This is a genomic window from Brevibacterium yomogidense, from assembly GCF_900163715.1.
Classification (GTDB): Bacteria; Actinomycetota; Actinomycetes; order Actinomycetales; family Brevibacteriaceae; genus Brevibacterium; species Brevibacterium yomogidense_A.
On record NZ_FWFF01000014.1, the window covers coordinates 77563 to 95230 of the forward strand.

The window sequence follows — 17668 nt, forward strand, 5'->3', positions numbered from 1 at the left end:
CGTGGCCATCACCGGCTTCTTCGCCGCGGCACTCGCATGCCTCGCGATCGCCGCCGTCTTCGTCGCGGCGGAATCAGCCTTCGCGACCGTCTCCCGGTCCGAGGTCGCGGACGCCGCGGAGGACGGGCGCCGCGGTGCGCGGAAGGTCCTGAAGGTCGTCGGCGACCCGCTCGTCCACACGTATGTGCTGACCTTCACCCGCCAGCTGGCGGAGGCCTCGGCGACCGTCTTCATCGCCTTCGCCTACCTGCAGGTGTTCGACGTGGGCTGGGAGGCCGTCGTCTGCACGGTCATCACGGCCTCGGTCGCGGTGTTCGTCGTCGCGGGGGTCTCCCCACGCACCGTGGCCCGCCACTACCCGCTGCAGACCTCCCTGCTGCTGGGCGGACTGGTCTCCGGACTCCGCGCGGCGCTGGGCCCCGTCGCACTGGTCCTGGTGTGGCTCGGCAACATGCTCACGCCGACCAGGGTGAGCGGAGCCGGGGCGCCCCTGTCGGAGTCCCAGCTGCTCGACTACGTCGATCGCGCGCAGGCCTCGGACGTCATCGAGGACGACGAGCGCGACATGATCGCGAACGTCATCTCGCTGGGGGACACCCGCGTCTGGAAGATCATGGTCCCGCGGACGGACCTCGTGACGGTGCGGGCGGGCACGCTGCTCGACGATGCGATGGTGCTCTTCCTCCGGTCCGGCTTCTCCCGCGTGCCCGTCACCGGTGAGGACATCGACGACGTGCGCGGATTCCTCTACCTCAAGGACATCGCCCGGCAGCTGCACATGCGTCCCGAGCTCAGCCGCGAGGCCATCGACGGGTTCGCCCGCGACGCGCGGTTCGTACCGGACACGAAGCTGGTCGACGATCTGCTCCACGAGATGCAGGCGCGCAACACCCACGTCGCCGTCGTGGTCGACGAGTACGGCGGGACCGCCGGCATCGTCACGATCGAGGACATCGTGGAGGAGATCGTCGGTGAGATCGACGACGAATACGATGTGAGCGACGATGCGATGATCGACGAGGACGGGGCGGCGGTCGTGAGCGCGCGACTGGACATCGACGACCTGGCCGACCTCTTCGACGTCCGCATCGAGGACGAGGACGTCTCCAGCGTCGGCGGACTGCTGCAGAAGCTCGTCGGCAGCGTGCCGATCGCGGGTTCGCAGGCGCAGATCGCAGGACTGAGGCTCGAGGCGCTCACGGGCGAGGGCAGACGACACAGGATCACCCGCGTGCACGTGTGCCGGGTCGAGACGACGAACACGCAGGAGGACTGATCATGGACCAGGACACAGCAGGCGACGGCCCCGACGCAGCGCTGGAGGACAGGATCGCCGCGGCGCTGGGGGACAGCGGCTTCCGCACCGATGTGCCCGAGGGCTACCGGGCGGGGTTCGCGTGCCTCGTCGGACGCCCCAACACCGGCAAGTCGACTCTGACGAACGCCCTCGTGGGCGAGAAGATCGCGATCACCTCCGCGAAGCCGCAGACCACCCGCCACACGGTCCGGGGGATCGTCCACCGCGAGGACCACCAGCTGATCCTCGTCGACACGCCGGGCCTCCACCGGCCGCGGACCCTGCTGGGCGAGAGGCTGAACGACCTCGTGGCAGGCACCCTCGCCGAGGTCGACGTCATCGGCTTCTGCATCCCGGCAGACGAGCTCCCGGGACCAGGGGACCGGTACATCGCGGAGCAGCTCGCCCAGTTCTCCGGCCGCACCCCGGTCGTCGCCCTCGTCACGAAGACCGACCGCGTCTCGAAGGACGAGGTCGGAGCGGCTCTGCTGCGGACCGCGCAGCTGGGCGAGTTCGCGGACGTGGTGCCCGTGTCCGCGAGCTCCGGATTCCAGGTCGACACCGTCGATGCGGTTTTCGCGGGCCACCTGCCGCTGTCGCCGCCCCTCTACCCGGACGGGGACCTGACGGACCAGCCCGAGGCCGTGATGGTCGCTGAGCTGGTCCGCGAGGCCGCGCTGGAGGACGTGCGCGACGAGCTCCCGCATTCGCTCGCCGTGCAGATCGAGGAGATGAACCCGCGTCAGGACCGCCCCGAGGACCGACCGCTCTGGGACGTCCACGTCAACATCTACGTCGAGCGCGACAGCCAGAAGGCCATCATCATCGGCCGCGGGGGGTCACGGCTCAAGCAGATCGGTTCACGGGCGCGGAAGGGGATCGAGGCGCTCCTGGGGACGCCCGTGTACCTGGACCTCCACGTGAAGGTCCTCAAGGACTGGCAGCGCGATCCCAAGTCACTCGGCCGTCTGGGCTTCGACTTCTCCTGAGTGGAGCGGGCCGCAGACGGTCAGGTCCTCAGGCGGGAACGGCACCGTCCGCGTCTCGTATCCCGCGAGTGCCCTGTGCGCTGTCTGGGAATCTGTAGACTTGGCGCTCGTGAGCACCGCCCAGATCATTCATCTCTCAGAAGCCGATCCGCGCATCTCCCCGGACGAGCTGATCGACGGACTCGTGCCGCCGCCGCAGTTCGAGGACGTGTCCTTCGCGAGCTACCGCCCGGATCCCACCCAGCCGTCGCAGTCGGAGGCCCGGGACACGCTGAAGGACTTCGTGTCGTCCGGCGGTGGATCCTCCCGCCTGCTCGGGCGACTGTTCGGGGGAGGGAAGCGCAGCAAGGCGAAGGGCGTCTACCTGGACGGCGGGTACGGAGTCGGCAAGACCCACCTGCTCGCCTCGACGTGGCACGCGAGTGAGAAGCCGGCCACCTTCGGGACGTTCGTCGAGTACACGAACCTCATCGGGGCGCTGGGCTTCGTCCGTGCGCGCGACGAGCTGTCGCAGATGCGCCTCGTCTGCATCGACGAGTTCGAGCTCGACGATCCGGGCGACACGGTCATGATGTCGCGCCTCATGCGCGAACTCACCGATGCGGGCGTCAAGATCGTCGCCACCTCCAACACCCTGCCGGGATCGCTGGGGCAGGGGCGCTTCGCCGCGCAGGACTTCCTGCGCGAGATCCAGGCGCTGTCGGAGCAGTTCACCATCGTCTCGATCGACGGCGACGACTATCGCAGCCGCGGGCTGCCCGAGCCTCCCGCGCCGCAGACTCCCGAAGAGCTGGACGCAGTGCTCGCGGAGGCGACCGGAACGGTGGCCCGGGACGTGTTCGACGTCGCGGTCGAGCACCTGGCGAAGATCCACCCGTCGCGCTACGGGCGGATGCTCGACGGCGTCGACACCATCGTGTGGGACGACGTCAGGACCATCGAGAACGAGGGGGTCGCGCTGCGCTTCGTCGCACTCGTGGACCGGATGTACGACCGCGATGTCACGGTCCATGCGAGCGGCGTCAGGGTGGACGAGGTGTTCACCGACGAGATGATCGCCGGCGGCTACCGCAAGAAGTACCTGCGCTGCCTGTCACGGCTCACAGCGCTCGCGCACAAGGCCCGCGCATGACCCCGGGCGGTGACGCACGCGGTCCGCTCACGGACCCGGCGGGAGTCGCCGCCCTGCTGCGGTACGAACGGGCCCGGGGCTTCGCGGGCGTCGCTCCGGATGCGACGCCCGGCTTCTCGGGGAACAAAGCCGATGGCGTGCGGTCGCAGGACGAGGATGCGGATCTCATCCGCAGCGCGCAGGAGCGCCTCCACGCGCATGCCCTGCGCCCGGACGGGCACAGGCGGGCACTGATCCTCGTGCTGCAGGGCAGGGACGCCTCCGGCAAGGGCGGCATCATCCGTCACCTGTCCGGAGCGGTGGGCCCGCACGGGCTGCAGACATGGGCGTTCGGCGTACCGACGCAGGAGGAGGCCGCGCACCACTTCCTCTGGCGGATCCAGCGCAGGGTCCCCGCGTGGGGCCGCATCGCCGCATTCGACCGCTCGCACTACGAGGACATCCTCGCCGTCCGCATGCACGGACTCGCTCCCCGTGTGGTGTGGGAGGGCCGCTACGACACGATCGTCGACTTCGAGAACGGACTGACGGCCGGCGGCGTCGACGTCGTCAAGGTCATGCTCACGGTCTCGCAGGAGGAGCAGGCGGGGCGGCTGCGCGAGCGGATCACACGGCCGGAGAAGGCCTGGAAGCATGCTGCCTCGGATCTCGCCGATCGTCGCCGCTGGCATGAGTACACGCAGGCGTTCGAGGACGTGCTCGTCCGCACGGACGCAGATGCGGCTCCGTGGTACGTCGTGCCGTCGGATCGCAAGTGGTATGCCCGCTGGGCGGTCGGGCGGATCCTTCTCCACCACCTCGAGGCGATGCGCCTCGAGTGGCCCGCAGCGGACTTCGACCCCGCGACGGCGTTGGCGGGGCTCGACGCGACGACTGCGCTCATCGCCGAGGGCTGAGCGCATCGCCGACGGCTGATCAGCGCAGTCCGGTCCAGACCGGAACCCACTCGCGCGGGACCCACGCGGGCAGACCCAGCCAGAGCAGGACCAGCCACACCGCACCGATGACGAAGGCGCATGTCAGCAGGCCCAGTCCCGCCCCGACCGTCCAGTGGCTCGCGGCTACCCACCGCGTCCATTCCGTGAGCTTCCTCCGCGCGAAGCCCAGGAGCCTGCGTGCGAACGAGAACTCGGAGGCGATGATCGCCACGCCGGTGAGGACGATCAGCCAGCCGGGGCCGGGAAACGGGACGAGGATGAGCCCCAGGATGACGATGGCCGTGCCCAGGAAGCCGACTGTGAAGCGATAGGCCTGTGCGGTGCGGGGGCGCGAGTCGAGGCGCAGGCGCCAGCGCATGTAGCCCAGCCGGCTCCGCCGATACCAGGGCCGCCCCTGCTTGTGGCTGCGCGACAGCCACCCCTCCGGTCGCTCCGGTCGCTTCTGATTCACACTGGGATTCTAAGAGGTCGCACTCTGTGATCAGGGCCACACCCGGCCGATTGGACTTGGTCCCGGACGGCGTGTAGATTTATCTCTCGTTGCCCGGGAAATACGGGGAGCGAAGAGCGGAAGCTCATGCGGATGTGGCTCAGCTGGTAGAGCATCACCTTGCCAAGGTGAGGGTCGCGGGTTCGAATCCCGTCATCCGCTCGGAGACAGGTCAACCGTCTCGCGGTGGAGTGGCCGAGTGGCGAGGCAGCGGCCTGCAAAGCCGTATACGGGGGTTCGAATCCCCTCTCCACCTCAGCCCGGCCCTTCGGCGGGCAGGGCGCGATTGGCGCAGCGGTAGCGCGCTTCCTTCACACGGAAGAGGTCACTGGTTCGATCCCAGTATCGCGCACAGCGGGAGATCCGCACGCATCGGCAGCGATGCACACATTGTGAATAGCCTGTACAACGGGCGCGATTGGCGCAGCGGTAGCGCGCTTCCCTGACACGGAAGAGGTCACTGGTTCGATCCCAGTATCGCGCACAGACGAAGCCGGAGGACGCGGAAGCGACCTCCGGCTTCCTGCATTCACCGGCAGTCGATCAGGCGCTGCTCCTGCGCCACAGGTGGCGATCCACCGGTCCATCCGCGTTAGACTCGCACGTGGCGCGGGACCCGGTACGTCCCGCCACAGCACACATCGAAGGAGCAGACCGTGGCCCAGAGCATCACCCTCGAAGGACAGTCGCACGCGTTCGAGGAGGGGATGACGGCCGCGCAGCTGTTCGAGGGCCGCCGCGACGTCGTCGCAATCCGACTCAACGGAGCGCCCGCCGACCTCGATCGGGAGCTGGTCCCGGGCGATGACGTCGCCCCGATCACCCTCGAGGACCAGGACGGCCTCGACATCCTCCGGCACTCCGCGGGCCACGTCGTCGCGCAGGCGGTCCAGGAGCTGTTCCCCGGCGCCACACTGGGCATCGGGCCGTTCATCACCGACGGCTTCTACTTCGACTTCGGCAATGTGTCGCCCTTCACCCCGGACGATCTCAAGGCCATCGAGAAGCGGGCGAAGCAGATCATCAAGGAGGGGCAGACCTTCCACCGGGTGGTCGTGTCCGAGGAGGACGCGCTCGCACGGATGGCGTCCGAGCCGTTCAAGTCGGAGCTCATCACCACCCGCTTCACGACGGGAGGCGACGAGGAGTCGTCGGTGGAGGTCGCCGCCGGCGACCTCACCGTGTACGAGAACCGCAACCGTCGCGGGGAAGTCGTCTGGCAGGACCTCTGCCGGGGTCCGCACCTGCCCTCCACCAAGCAGATCGGACAGGGCTTCGCCGTCACCCGCGCCTCCGCCGCGTACTGGCGAGGCGACCAGGCCCGCGACTCGCTCCAGCGCGTCTACGGGACCGCCTGGGCGAGCAAGGACGACCTCCGCGCGCACCAGGAGCGCCTGGCGGAGGCGGAGCGCCGCGACCACCGCAGGCTGGGCGTGGAGCTCGACCTCTTCTCGTTCCCGGATGAGCTGGGCTCCGGACTCCCGGTGTTCCACCCCAAGGGCGGCGTCATCAAGCGGGAGATGGAGGACTACGTCCGCACCCGCCACATCGAAGCGGGCTTCGAGTACGTGGGCACCCCGCACATCTCGAAGGAGGAGCTGTTCCACACCTCCGGCCACCTGCCGTACTACGCGGACGGGATGTTCCCCCCGCTGGCGGTCGACGAGGTGCGCGACGCCGACGGCAAGATCGTCAAGCCGGGACACCCCTATCGTCTCAAGGCGATGAACTGCCCCATGCACAACCTGATCTTCAAGGCGAGGGGCAGGTCCTACCGCGAGCTGCCGCTGCGGCTGTTCGAGTTCGGCTCCGTCTACCGCGACGAGCCCTCCGGTGTCATCCACGGACTCACACGCGTGCGGGGCTTCGCGCAGGACGACTCCCACTCCTACGTCACGCAGGAGAGCGCCGCCGACGAGATCCGCCACCTGCTCCAGTTCATCCTCGAGCTGCTGCGCGACTTCGGCCTGGAGGACTTCTTCCTGGAGCTGTCGACCCGTGATGACGGGAAGAAGAAGGACAAGTTCATCGGTTCGGACGAGCAGTGGCAGACCGCGACGGCAGTGCTCGAGGAGGTCGGTCGGGAGACCGGCCTGGAGCTCGTCCCGGATCCGGGCGGCGCCGCGTACTACGGCCCGAAGATCTCCGTGCAGGCGCGCGACGCGATCGGCCGCACGTGGCAGATGTCGACCGTGCAGTACGACTTCAACCAGCCGGAGCGGTTCGACCTGGAGTACCAGGCATCGGACGGCACCCGGAAGCGCCCCGTCATGATCCACTCCGCGAAGTTCGGCTCGATCGAGCGCTTCATGGGCGTCCTCACGGAGCACTACGCGGGAGCGTTCCCGGCATGGCTCGCACCTGTGCAGGTGGTGGGAGTGCCCGTGGCAGACGCCTTCGTCCCCTACCTCGAGGAGATCCGGGGGCGGCTCGCGGCGCGCGGTGTGCGCGTCGAGATCGACGACTCGACGGATCGCATGCCGAAGAAGATCCGCACCGCGACCAAGCAGAAGGTGCCGTTCATCCTGATCGCCGGCGGTGAGGACCAGGAGGCGGGAGCCGTGTCCTTCCGCTTCCGCGACGGAACCCAGCGCAACGGGGTGCCGGTCGACGAGGCGATCGAGACGATCATGACCGCGATCGAGTCCAAGGCGCAGGTATGAGCGCCGGCGACGGAGCAGCGGTGCCCGGCGACGGCCGCGGGCACGGTCCCGGCGACGGTCCCGAACCGGAGGACGCCGCGGACTTCCCCCGGCAGACGGACGGCTTCGAGCGTCTCTGGACGCCCCACCGGATGGTGTACGTCGCGGGCCCCGAGAAGCCGAAGGACGACGGCGACGCCGACTGCCCGTTCTGCGCCGCGCCGGGTCGTGAGGACTCCGACGGACTGATCGCGGCGCGCGGCGAGCACGTCTTCGCCGTCCTCAACCTGTACCCGTACAACCCGGGGCACCTGCTCATCTGCCCCTACCGCCACGTCGCGGACTACACGGATCTGACGGCGGAGGAGACGCACGAGCTCGGCGCCTTCACGCAGGAGGCCATGCGGACGATCCGGCGCGTGTCCGGTCCGGCCGGCTTCAACCTCGGGATGAACCAGGGAGCTGTGGCGGGCGCGGGCATCGCGGCGCATCTGCACCAGCACGTGGTCCCGCGCTTCAGCGGGGATGCGAACTTCCTGCCGATCATCGCCCAGACGAAGGCTCTGCCGCAGGTGCACGACGAGGTCCGCAGGCTCGTGTCAGAGGCATGGGGCGCGGATGCCTGACGCACGCGCACTCGTGAGCTCGCTGCACACGCTGGGCCGTCCCGTGCTCGACGGGGAACAGGTCCGCTTCGAGGTGACGCGCCCGGACGCGGAGACCGACAGCTACACGACCCGCTTCCACGCGGCCGCCCTCGCGCCGGAGCACTCCGCTCCGCGCATGGTCCGGCGCGTGTCCTCCGGCTGGTCCGACCGCGCGTTCACGCGGGCCGGACAGGTCGCCGCCCACCTCAGCGCGCCGCGCGCCCACCCGGCCCAGCTGTGGGTGTCAGCGGCCGACGAGCCGGGTCGCGCCGTGACCGATCTGCCGCTCGGTGCCACGGAGTTCGCGCTCACGCCCGACGGGGCGCAGGCATACATCATCGCGCGCGACCCGGAGCCCGGGCGCTACGGGACCGATCCCGCCGGGAGCGCCGAGGCGGAGCCTCCCCGGCGGATCACGACGCTCACCTATCAGTCGAACGGCGTGGGATACGTCCTCGACCGGCCCGCGCGGCTCGTGCGCGTGCCGCTCAGCGGCGAGACCGCACCGGCACCTGCCGGTGAGATCCCGCTGCCCGACGTCCACGAGGTCCTCCGCCTCGACGGCGATGTGCGTGACGTGCGGGCGGAGCACGGCAGGGTGTCCGTCCTGGGCCCCGCCGAGGCCCCGGGCACCGTGGCCGACCTGCGGACGACCGTGTGGGTCGTCGAGGACGGGACACCGCGCGCGGTCCCCGTGGGCGATCTCAGCGTGCAGGCCCACGTCTGGATCGACGCGCACAGGATCGCGCTGCTCGCGTCCGATGTGGGCCCCGGCCACTCCGACTTCGTCGCGCAGGTGACGGGCCTCCACGTCCACGACACGCGCGATGGCTCCACGCGGCGCCTCACGCCGACCGACCAGGGGGAACTGGGCGGCGATCTGCGGATCGTGGATGGTGAGGCGCTGTGCCTCATGACCGACGACGGCGCCGAGCGCCTCGTGGCGGTGGACCTCTCCGACGGGGTGGAGGCCGCGCAGCGGATCCGCGCGCTGACTCCGGAGACCTGGACGGTGACGGGATTCGACGCGGCAGCCGACGGGACGGCGCTCGTCACCGCGGCCACCCCGCGCAGCTGCGGCGAGGTCTTCCGCCTCGACATGTCGGATCCGCAGTCTGCGCCGCTCCAGCTCACCGAGCTCGACTCGCGCGACTGGTACGCGGCCCATCCGGTCACGGCGGCGACGGCCGGGGGAGAGGTGCACGGATGGTGCGCCATCCCCGTAGGACCGGGGCCCCACCCCGTGGTCCTCTCGATCCACGGCGGCCCGTTCGCGCAGTACACCGCGGCGGCCTTCGACGAGGTGCAGTCGCTGCTCGACGCGGGGGTCGCGGTCGTGTGGTCGAACCCGCGCGGTTCCGCCGGTCGCGGTCGCGCCTGGGGCGAAGCGGTGCGCGGCGACTTCGCATCGCCTGCAGCCGACGACGTGCTCGCCGTCCTCGACGCCGCACTGGCGGGCCATCCCCGGCTCGACACTTCGCGCCTGGGGGTGCAGGGCGGGTCCTACGGCGGGTATCTCACGGCGATGGTGATCGCACGCGACCACCGCTTCGCGGGTGCGATCGTCGAGAGGGGCTTCCTCGATCCGGTCGCCTTCGCCGGCACGAGCGACATCGGCGGGTTCTTCGGCCACGAGTACCTCGGCACGGACGCCGAGTCGGTGGCACGGCAGTCGCCGCTCGCGCAGGTGGGGGACATCCGCACGCCGTGCCTGGTGGTCCACTCCGAGCAGGATCTGCGGTGCCCGCTCGAACAGGCCCAGCAGTTCTATGCGGGGCTGCTGCGCCACGGAGTGGAGGCGGAGATGCTCCTCTTCCCGGGAGAGGACCACGAGCTGTCCCGCAGCGGCCGACCGCTGCATCGCATCAGCCGCTTCGACGCGATCAACGAGTGGTGGCACCGGCGCTTCGGCCTTCCGGCCGGCCACGGTCACGCGCAGGACGGCTGATGCTCAACTCGATCGCGCGCGCCGCCTTCACCCGGCTGTTCACCCCGCCGGCGCGCGGGCTGCTGCGCATCGGGCTGACACCGGACGCCGTGACCGTCATCGGGACGATCGGCGTGTGCATCGGCGCACTCGTCGCGTATCCGCTCGGCCATCTCTTCTGGGGCACCGTCGTCATCACGGTGTTCGTGCTGGCCGACATGCTCGACGGGATCATGGCCAGGCTCTCCGGTGCCCAGTCGGCATGGGGCGCGTTCCTCGACTCGACGCTGGACCGCATCGCGGATTCCGCGGTGTTCGTCGGACTGGCCCTCTGGTTCTTCCTGGGCGCCGACGACCCGCTCACCGCGCTGCTGGCACTCGTGTGCCTGGTGACCGGGTCACTCGTGTCCTACGTCCGTGCACGGGGCGAGGCGCTGGGGGTGCGGGCCGCGGGCGGGATCGCGGAGCGCGCGGACCGGCTGCTCGTCACGCTGGTCGTGACGGGGATCGTGGGCCTGGGCGTGCCCGTCATCGTGCTCACCCTGGCCCTGGGGGTCCTCAGCCTGCTGTGCATCGTCACGGTCGTGCAGCGGATGGCGGCAGTGCGGTCCCAGCTGGGGACGGCGCCGACTGTAGACTGACGTGTCACCAGACACACAGCATGAGAGACGCATCAGATCCGGAGGAGAACACGTGGCAGGCCACTCCAAGTGGGCGACGACCAAGCACAAGAAGGCCGCGATCGACGCGAAGCGCGCCAAGCTCTTCGCCAAGATGATCAAGAACATCGAGGTGGCGGCACGCAACGGCGGCCCCGACCTCGAGGGCAATCCGACGCTGTTCGACGCGGTGCAGCGAGCGAAGAAGCTGTCTGTCCCCAACGACAACATCGATCGTGCGGTCAAGCGCGGCGGCGGCCTGGACGGCGGCGGCGTCGACTACGAGACGATCATGTACGAGGGCTACGGCGCGGGCGGCGTCGCGCTCCTCATCGAGTGCCTCACGGACAACCGCAACCGTGCGGCGTCCGACGTCCGGGTGGCGGTCACCCGGAACAACGGCTCGATGGGAGACCCCGGGTCCGTCGCCTACAACTTCAACCGCAAGGGCGTCGTCACGGTGCTGAAGGAATCGGCGGACGAGGACGCGATCCTCGAGGCCACGCTCGACGCCGGAGCAGAAGAGGTCAAGGACGCGGGCGAGCAGTGGGAGATCATCTCCGAGGCCACCGACCTCGTCGCGGTCCGCACCGCGCTCCAGGAAGCGGGCCTCGACTACGAGTCCGCGGAGGCCGCGTTCGTGCCGCATGTCGAGATGCCCGCGGACGCCGACGCTGCGCGCAAGGTGTTCGGCCTCATCGACGCGCTGGAGGACCTCGACGACGTGCAGAACGTGTACACGAACCTCGACGTGTCGGACGAGGTGCTCGCCGAACTCGACGAGGACTGATCCGTGCGCGTCCTGGGCGTCGACCCCGGGCTCACCCGGCTGGGGCTGGGCGTGGTCGAGTCGGGCCGACCCACCCGGCCGGAGCTCATCGCAGTGGGGGTGGTCCGCACACCGTCGGACGAGTCCGTCGACGTGCGGCTGGGCCGCATCGCGGAATCCTTCGACAGCTGGATCGATGAGCATCGTCCCGACGTCGTCGCGGTGGAGCGCGTCTTCGCGCGCTCCGACGTCTCCACGATCATCGGGACCGCGCAGGCCTCCGGGCTCACGATGGGTCTGGCCGCGCGGCGTGGGATCCCCGTCGCGATGCACACCCCGTCGGAGGTGAAGGCCGCTGTCACCGGCAGCGGACGCGCCGACAAGAAGCAGGTCACGCACATGGTGACCCGCATCCTCCGCCTGGACGCCCCGCCGAAGCCGGCGGACGCCGCGGACGCACTCGCACTCGCGATCACGCACCTGTGGCGCGGGGCGACCGCCGGAGCGTCGACGCCGGGGAAGAACAAGGACGTGCTGTCCCGCCGTGCCGCGGGCAGGCAGGGGTCCGGCCTCACGGCGGCCCAGGAGCAGTGGGCGCGGGCGCTGCGCGCGGCGGACTCGTGAACGCACTGCCGGGTCGCTAGACTGACAATCGCACACGTGTTCGATAGCAGTCCCGCATCGACTGCACCCCAGGAGGAGAGCGCCGTTGATCGCGTACCTGTCCGGCACCGCACGCTCCGCAGCAGCGGACTCAGTCATCATCGTGTCCGGAGGCGTCGGAAGACTCGTCACCGTCACGCCCGCCCATGCAGCGCGATTGCGCGACGGGATGGAGGTCGACCTCCACACGGAGCTCGTCGTCCGTGAGGACTCGCTCACCCTGTACGGCTTCGAGGCCGCAGACGAACGATCCGTGTTCCGCGTGCTCCTCACGGTCTCCGGAGTGGGCCCGAAGCTCGCGATGGCGGTGCTCGCCGTGCTCGGCGCCGACGGTCTGCGGTCTGCCGTCGCCTCCGAGGACCAGGCGGCGCTGACCACCGTTCCCGGGATCGGGAAGAAGGGCGCGGCGCGGATGCTCCTCGAACTCACCGGCAAGCTGCCCGCCGGCGGCATCGGACTGCCGGGAACCGCTGCGGCGCCGGCCGTCGCCCCGGGCGACCAGGTCGTGGACGCGCTCGTCGGACTGGGATGGAAGCAGACGCAGGCGGAGGATGCGGTCTCACAGGCGCGTGAGGCGACGCCGGACGCCGCCGTCCCCGCACTGCTGCGCGATGCTCTGCGGACACTGGGCGGACGCCTGTGACGGACCACTCCTACGAAGTCGACTTCGACGACGACGGACCCACGGGCGCGGAGCAGGAACGGCTGACCCGCAGCGGAGCGGGCGACCCCGAACGCGCGGCGGAGGCCGCGCTGCGTCCGCGCGGACTGGACGACTTCGTCGGTCAGCCGCAGGTCCGCGAACAGCTCTCTCTCGTCCTCGATGCCGCTCTGGCGCGGGGCCGCGCCCCGGATCATGTGCTGCTGTCGGGCCCGCCCGGCCTCGGCAAGACGACGCTCGCGATGATCATCGCGCATGAGATCGACAAGCCGCTCCGGGTCACCTCGGGGCCGGCGATCCAGCATGCGGGCGACCTCGCGGCGATCCTCTCGTCCCTGGAGGAGGGGGAGGTGCTCTTCGTCGACGAGATCCACCGGATGTCGCGTGCGGCGGAGGAGATGCTCTACGTCGCGATGGAGGACTTCCGCGTCGACGTGATAGTCGGGAAGGGCCCGGGGGCCACCGCGATCCCGCTGGATCTGCCGTCCTTCACACTGGTCGGGGCGACGACCCGCTCGGGCCTCCTGCCCGCACCGCTGCGCGACCGCTTCGGCTTCACGGGCCACCTCGACTTCTACTCCACGGAGGACCTGCACCGGGTGCTGGTCCGGTCCGCGGGGAAGCTGGACATCGCCGCGGACTCCGCGGGCCTCCATGAGATCGCATCCCGTTCGCGCGGCACACCGCGCATCGCGAATCGCCTCCTGCGACGCGTGCGCGACTGGGCGCAGGTGCGGGGCGACGGCACGATCCACGAAGATGCCGCGCGCGCCGCGCTGCGCGTCTACGAGGTGGACGAACTGGGGCTCGATCGGCTCGACCGGTCCGTGCTCCAGGCCCTCTGCCATCGGTTCCGGGGAGGTCCCGTCGGCCTCAGCACCCTGGCCGTGTCCGTGGCAGAGGAGGCGGAGACCGTCGAAGAGGTCGCAGAGCCGTTCCTCGTCCGGGAGGGGCTCATCACCCGGACCCCGCGCGGGCGCATCGTGACGGATGCAGGCTGGCGCCACCTCGGCTACGAGCCGCCCGAAGCACCCGTGACGAGCAGTCGAGTGCCCTGATGTGAGAGACTCGTGCGGTCGCACTAGACTGGTATGCGGTCTTCTCGACACCTCTTACGAAAGGCGGCTCCCGCCCCATGGAAATGATCCTGATCCTCGGATTCGGCGCACTGCTCATCTTCTTCATGATGAACTCGCGCAAGAAGCAGCGCCAGCAGCAGGAGAAGCTGTCCTCCGGACTCGTCGCCGGCGCGCGGGTCATGACCACGTTCGGTGTGTTCGGCACGGTCGTCGACGTCCTGCCGGAGGAGAACAAGGTGATCATCGAGGCGGGCCCCGGCACTGTCCTCACCGTCCACCGCCAGGCCATCGGCCAGATCGACGAGCCCGTCGACGCGGGTCTGCACGGCGCCGGCGCGGCGGGCGCGGACTCCGACCGGGTCGATGCGGACCTCGGTGACACGCAGATCCCGGACGATCTCTCCTCCCTCACCCCCGCCGATGGCGACGCCGAGCGCGGCGCGGCGGCGGACCGCAGCGACGCAGAGGCCGAGGCGGATGTCGACCGCCCGGATGTCGACTCTCAGGATGTCGACCGCCAGGCGGACGCGGACGGTGCGCGCGCAGATGCGGCCGACGACTCCTCACGCGAGACCACCGACACCGATCATGCGGACGACGTCGACGACGTGGACTCCGACGGCGACCGCCGCTGATCCGCACACCCTCCCCCTCCCGAAAGCGATAACGTGGCCGCACCCTCGAACAAACCGCGCCCGGTCCTGTCCTTCGTCTGGCTGGGCGTCGTCACCGTGGCACTCATCGTGCTCATCGGCGCCGGCGCGATCTGGTCGAGCGCGACCTGGGCGCCCAAGCTCGCTCTCGACCTCGAGGGCGGCACGTCGATCATCCTGGAGCCCCAGGTCGACGAGGACACTGAGATCTCGCAGGAGCAGCTGGAGCAGGCCGTCGCCATCATCCGCCAGCGCGTCGACTCCACCGGCGTGTCGGAAGCGGAGATCACGACGCAGGGCGACCGCAACATCATCGTCAACCTCCCCGGCAATCCGGACGAGGAGACGCGCAACCTCGTGAGGTCGTCCGCGCAGCTCGCGTTCCGGCGCGTCGCGTTCGTCGGCGCACCCGAGGCCGTCGATCAGCAGCAGCAGGAGGAGCCCGCTCCGGAGGAGACGGAGGATCCCGCCGCTGACTTGAGCGATGAGGATCGTGAGCGACTCGAGGAGCTGCTGGGTGACGAGGGTGCTGCGGAGGGCAGTGCCGAGGACGTGCCCCAGGGCGGCGGCGCAGTCACTCCCGGAGCGCAGACGTCACCGCAGGCGGCGGCTGCCGCTGAGGAGGCCCCCGCTGAGGAGGCCCCCGCTGAGGAGGCTCCGGCCGAAGGAGCCGCGACTGAGGAGGCTCCGGCCGACGGCGAAGCGGGCGGCACCGTTCCGCGCTTCGACCCGCAGGCCGACATGTCGTGGGCGGACGACGAGATCATGACGGAGTTCGCAGAGCTCGACTGCACGGACCCGGAGAATCGCACGGGCGGGACGACAGCCGACGCGGATGAGATGTTCGTGTCTTGCGCCCAGGACGGCAGCGCGAAGTACATCCTGGGACCCGTCGAACTGGACGGCTCCCACGTGGCCGACGCGGACTTCGGCTTCGAGACCTCCTCCACCGGCACCCAGACCAACCGCGTGGCGGTCACGCTCGAGTTCGACAGCGTCGGACGCGAGGTGTTCGGCCAGATCACCACTGCGATCACCGGCCAGCAGCAGCCGTACGACCAGTTCGCGATCGTGCTGGACGGCCTGGTCCTGTCCGCGCCGCAGTCGCAGACGCCCGTGACGGACGGCAACGCGCAGATCACCGGTGACTTCACCATGGAGGAGGGCGAGACACTCGCCAACCAGCTGAAGAACGGCGCACTGCCGATCAGCTTCCAGGTCCAGAGCGAGCAGCAGATCTCGCCGACCCTGGGCTCCGACTATCTGGCGAGCGGCATCCTGGCCGGACTGATCGGCCTGGGACTCGTCGTCGTGTACTCGCTCGTGCAGTACCGCGTGCTCGGCACGGTGACCGTCTCGAGCCTCGCGGTCGCGGGTGTGCTCACGTATCTGCTCCTGCTGCTGGTCACATGGCGGTACGGCTATCGCCTCTCCCTTGCGGGCGTGGCCGGCCTCATCGTCGGCATCGGCGCGGCGGCGGACTCGTTCATCGTGTACTTCGAGCGCATCAGGGACGAGCTGCGCAGCGGTCGCAAGCTGACGTCCGCGGTGGAGATCGGCTGGGACCGGGCGAAGCGGACGATCTTCGCGTCCAAGGCGGTGAACCTGCTCGCCGCGGTGATCCTCTACCTGCTCGCGGTCGGCAGCGTGCGCGGCTTCGCGTTCACCCTGGGCCTCACCGTGATCGTCGACCTGCTCGTGACCGTGCTGTTCACGCACCCGATGATGCAGCTCCTCGCACGAACACGCTTCTTCGGCGACGGCCATCCGATGTCCGGCATGGATCCGCGCCAGCTGGGGGTCACCCAGGCCGCCTACCGCGGTGCGCTCAACATCGACCTCGATCGTGCGAAGCGCGAGGGGACGAAGAAGGGCTCCTTCAAGGAGGCCAAGCGCCGGCAGAAGGACGTCGACAGACGTGAGGAGAGGGCAGGCGCAGGTCTGAGCCTCGCGGAGAGGAAGGCCCGCGCGCAGCGAGACGCGGAGGAATCCGGCGACGCAGTGAGCGCGGTCGGAACCGACGAACAGACAGGAGACGCGCGATGAGGAAGTTCCTGTCGTGGGGCAACGACCTGCACAGCGGGCGCACGTCGATCCCCTTCGTGGGCAGGGCGAAGCTGTGGCTGACCATCGCCGCGGCCCTGGGACTCGTGTCCATCGCCATCCCGCTGATCTTCGGCTTCAACCTGGGCATCGCGTTCAAGGGCGGCTCGGAGTTCAAGGTCGACAACGTGTCCTCCTCGGAGACCCAGGTCGCCGAGCAGGCAGTCACGTCCGTCCTGGGCGATGTGGGAACGAATGTCGTCCCGACGTCGGACACGTCCGTGGACGTGACGACCGAGCAGCTGACCGACCCGCAGATGCAGGAGGTGCGCGACGCGCTCGTGAGCGCCTACTCCATCGATGCGGAGGACGTCACCTCGAACTTCGTCGGCCCGGAGTGGGGACAGGACGTCACGGACAAGATGGTCCGTGCGCTCGTGATCTTCCTGGGTCTCGCGATGATCTTCATGGCGATCTACTTCCGGACGTGGAAGATGTCCCTGGCCGCGATCATCGGCCTCGTCGCCGTCATGGTGGTGACGGTCGGCATCTACTCCGCGACGGGCTTCGAGATCACGCCGGAGGCCATCATCGGCTTCCTCACGGTGCTGAGCTTCTCGCTCTATGACACGGTCGTGGTGTTCGACAAGATCAGGGAGAACACCAAGGACTTCGAGGACAACGTCCACATGAAGTTCTCCGAACTGGTGAACCTGGGCGTCAACCAGACCACCGTGCGCTCGATCAACACATCCGTCATCGCGGTGCTGCCGATCGCGGCGATCCTCTTCATCGGCGTGTTCCTCCTCGGTGCGGGCACGCTGACGGACATCTCTCTGTCCCTGTTCGTGGGCACGATCGTCGCCGCGCTGTCCACACTGTTCGTCGCCTCGCCCCTCTACGGACTGCTGCGCAGCCGTGAGCCCGCGGTGCGCGCGCAGGAGGCGGCGGTCGACGAGCGGCGCCGTGAGAAGAACCTGCCGGACCGCGCGCCCGTGCTGGGCGACGAGGTGCCCGTCAGCGCCGGACTCTGAGCGCCCGTCTCCGGGCAGGTCCCTCTCAGCAGCCGATGCTGACCG

16 protein-coding genes and 4 tRNA genes are annotated in these 17668 nt (G+C 69.5%); 19 read left to right on the forward strand and 1 reads right to left on the reverse strand.

What is annotated here, in order from left to right:
* Position 1 precedes the first annotated feature (1 nt).
* The 4 genes from FM105_RS08280 (at position 2) to FM105_RS08295 (ending at position 4314) form a co-directional block, all read left to right on the forward strand.
* Positions 2–1276 (forward strand): hemolysin family protein, encoded by a 1275-nt coding sequence (locus FM105_RS08280; RefSeq protein ID WP_256970305.1) that lies wholly within the window; start codon positions 2–4, stop codon positions 1274–1276.
* 2 nt (positions 1277–1278) lie between these two features.
* The gene (gene era / locus FM105_RS08285; protein ID WP_087007194.1) at positions 1279–2286 is read left to right on the forward strand and encodes a GTPase Era; all 1008 of its coding nucleotides are present in this window, start codon (positions 1279–1281) and stop codon (positions 2284–2286) included.
* A 109-nt stretch (positions 2287–2395) separates the two neighbouring features.
* On the forward strand, positions 2396–3418 hold the full coding sequence (zapE, locus tag FM105_RS08290; protein ID WP_087007422.1) for a cell division protein ZapE: 1023 nt from the start codon (positions 2396–2398) through the stop codon (positions 3416–3418).
* The gene (locus FM105_RS08295; RefSeq protein WP_087007196.1) at positions 3415–4314 is read left to right on the forward strand and encodes a PPK2 family polyphosphate kinase; all 900 of its coding nucleotides are present in this window, start codon (positions 3415–3417) and stop codon (positions 4312–4314) included. Before zapE ends, FM105_RS08295 begins: the two co-directional genes overlap by 4 nt.
* Before the next feature lie 19 nt (positions 4315–4333).
* Here FM105_RS08295 and FM105_RS08300 read toward each other — a convergent pair whose 3' ends face one another.
* Positions 4334–4807: a TIGR02611 family protein gene (locus FM105_RS08300; RefSeq protein WP_256970306.1), complete on the reverse strand. Its 474-nt coding sequence runs from the start codon at positions 4805–4807 to the stop codon at positions 4334–4336.
* A gap of 128 nt (positions 4808–4935) precedes the next feature.
* Between FM105_RS08300 and FM105_RS08305 the strand changes: the two genes are divergently transcribed.
* The 15 genes from FM105_RS08305 to secF all read left to right on the forward strand — a co-directional run bounded on the left by FM105_RS08305 (position 4936) and on the right by secF (position 17623).
* Positions 4936–5008, forward strand: a tRNA-Gly gene (locus tag FM105_RS08305).
* 23 nt (positions 5009–5031) lie between these two features.
* Positions 5032–5102 (forward strand) — tRNA-Cys (locus tag FM105_RS08310).
* A gap of 24 nt (positions 5103–5126) precedes the next feature.
* Positions 5127–5198: transfer RNA gene (locus FM105_RS08315), tRNA-Val, on the forward strand.
* Positions 5199–5258: 60 nt separating this feature from the next.
* Positions 5259–5330: transfer RNA gene (locus tag FM105_RS08320), tRNA-Val, on the forward strand.
* Positions 5331–5502: 172 nt separating this feature from the next.
* The gene (gene thrS, locus FM105_RS08325; RefSeq protein ID WP_087007200.1) at positions 5503–7509 is read left to right on the forward strand and encodes a threonine--tRNA ligase; all 2007 of its coding nucleotides are present in this window, start codon (positions 5503–5505) and stop codon (positions 7507–7509) included.
* Positions 7506–8114 carry an HIT family protein gene (locus FM105_RS08330; protein WP_087007202.1) on the forward strand — a complete coding sequence of 203 codons (609 nt, stop codon included), beginning with the start codon at positions 7506–7508 and terminating at the stop codon, positions 8112–8114. The genes thrS and FM105_RS08330 overlap by 4 nt, the downstream gene beginning before the upstream one ends.
* Positions 8107–10083, forward strand: a complete 1977-nt coding sequence (locus tag FM105_RS08335; RefSeq protein WP_087007204.1) for a S9 family peptidase — start codon at positions 8107–8109, stop codon at positions 10081–10083. Before FM105_RS08330 ends, FM105_RS08335 begins: the two co-directional genes overlap by 8 nt.
* Positions 10083–10703 (forward strand): phosphatidylinositol phosphate synthase, encoded by a 621-nt coding sequence (gene pgsA, locus FM105_RS08340; protein ID WP_087007206.1) that lies wholly within the window; start codon positions 10083–10085, stop codon positions 10701–10703. Before FM105_RS08335 ends, pgsA begins: the two co-directional genes overlap by 1 nt.
* Positions 10704–10755: 52 nt before the next feature.
* The gene (locus tag FM105_RS08345) at positions 10756–11511 is read left to right on the forward strand and encodes a YebC/PmpR family DNA-binding transcriptional regulator (RefSeq protein ID WP_087007208.1); all 756 of its coding nucleotides are present in this window, start codon (positions 10756–10758) and stop codon (positions 11509–11511) included.
* A gap of 3 nt (positions 11512–11514) precedes the next feature.
* Positions 11515–12114 (forward strand): crossover junction endodeoxyribonuclease RuvC, encoded by a 600-nt coding sequence (ruvC, locus tag FM105_RS08350; protein WP_087007210.1) that lies wholly within the window; start codon positions 11515–11517, stop codon positions 12112–12114.
* Positions 12115–12199: 85 nt separating this feature from the next.
* Complete coding sequence (gene ruvA / locus FM105_RS08355; protein ID WP_087007212.1) at positions 12200–12796, forward strand: Holliday junction branch migration protein RuvA; 597 nt, start codon at positions 12200–12202, stop codon at positions 12794–12796.
* A complete protein-coding gene (gene ruvB, locus FM105_RS08360) occupies positions 12793–13872 on the forward strand; it encodes a Holliday junction branch migration DNA helicase RuvB (protein ID WP_087007213.1) in 1080 nt (359 codons plus the stop codon). Before ruvA ends, ruvB begins: the two co-directional genes overlap by 4 nt.
* Positions 13873–13949: 77 nt before the next feature.
* Positions 13950–14528, forward strand: a complete 579-nt coding sequence (yajC, locus tag FM105_RS08365; RefSeq protein ID WP_256970307.1) for a preprotein translocase subunit YajC — start codon at positions 13950–13952, stop codon at positions 14526–14528.
* A gap of 33 nt (positions 14529–14561) precedes the next feature.
* Positions 14562–16592, forward strand: coding sequence for a protein translocase subunit SecD (gene secD / locus FM105_RS08370; protein ID WP_087007217.1), 2031 nt, complete (start codon positions 14562–14564; stop codon positions 16590–16592).
* A complete protein-coding gene (gene secF, locus FM105_RS08375) occupies positions 16589–17623 on the forward strand; it encodes a protein translocase subunit SecF (RefSeq protein WP_087007219.1) in 1035 nt (344 codons plus the stop codon). Before secD ends, secF begins: the two co-directional genes overlap by 4 nt.
* Positions 17624–17668: the final 45 nt, after the last annotated feature.

Excerpts from the sequence above, each read along its gene's own strand:
- era (WP_087007194.1), top strand. The coding sequence starts at position 1,279 with ATGGACCAGGACACAGCAGGCGACGGCCCCGACGCAGCGCTGGAGGAC.
- FM105_RS08295 (WP_087007196.1), top strand. The coding sequence starts at position 3,415 with ATGACCCCGGGCGGTGACGCACGCGGTCCGCTCACGGACCCGGCGGGA.
- FM105_RS08330 (WP_087007202.1), top strand. The coding sequence starts at position 7,506 with ATGAGCGCCGGCGACGGAGCAGCGGTGCCCGGCGACGGCCGCGGGCAC.
- FM105_RS08335 (WP_087007204.1), top strand. The coding sequence starts at position 8,107 with ATGCCTGACGCACGCGCACTCGTGAGCTCGCTGCACACGCTGGGCCGT.
- pgsA (WP_087007206.1), top strand. The coding sequence starts at position 10,083 with ATGCTCAACTCGATCGCGCGCGCCGCCTTCACCCGGCTGTTCACCCCG.
- yajC (WP_256970307.1), top strand. The coding sequence starts at position 13,950 with ATGGAAATGATCCTGATCCTCGGATTCGGCGCACTGCTCATCTTCTTC.
- secF (WP_087007219.1), top strand. The coding sequence starts at position 16,589 with ATGAGGAAGTTCCTGTCGTGGGGCAACGACCTGCACAGCGGGCGCACG.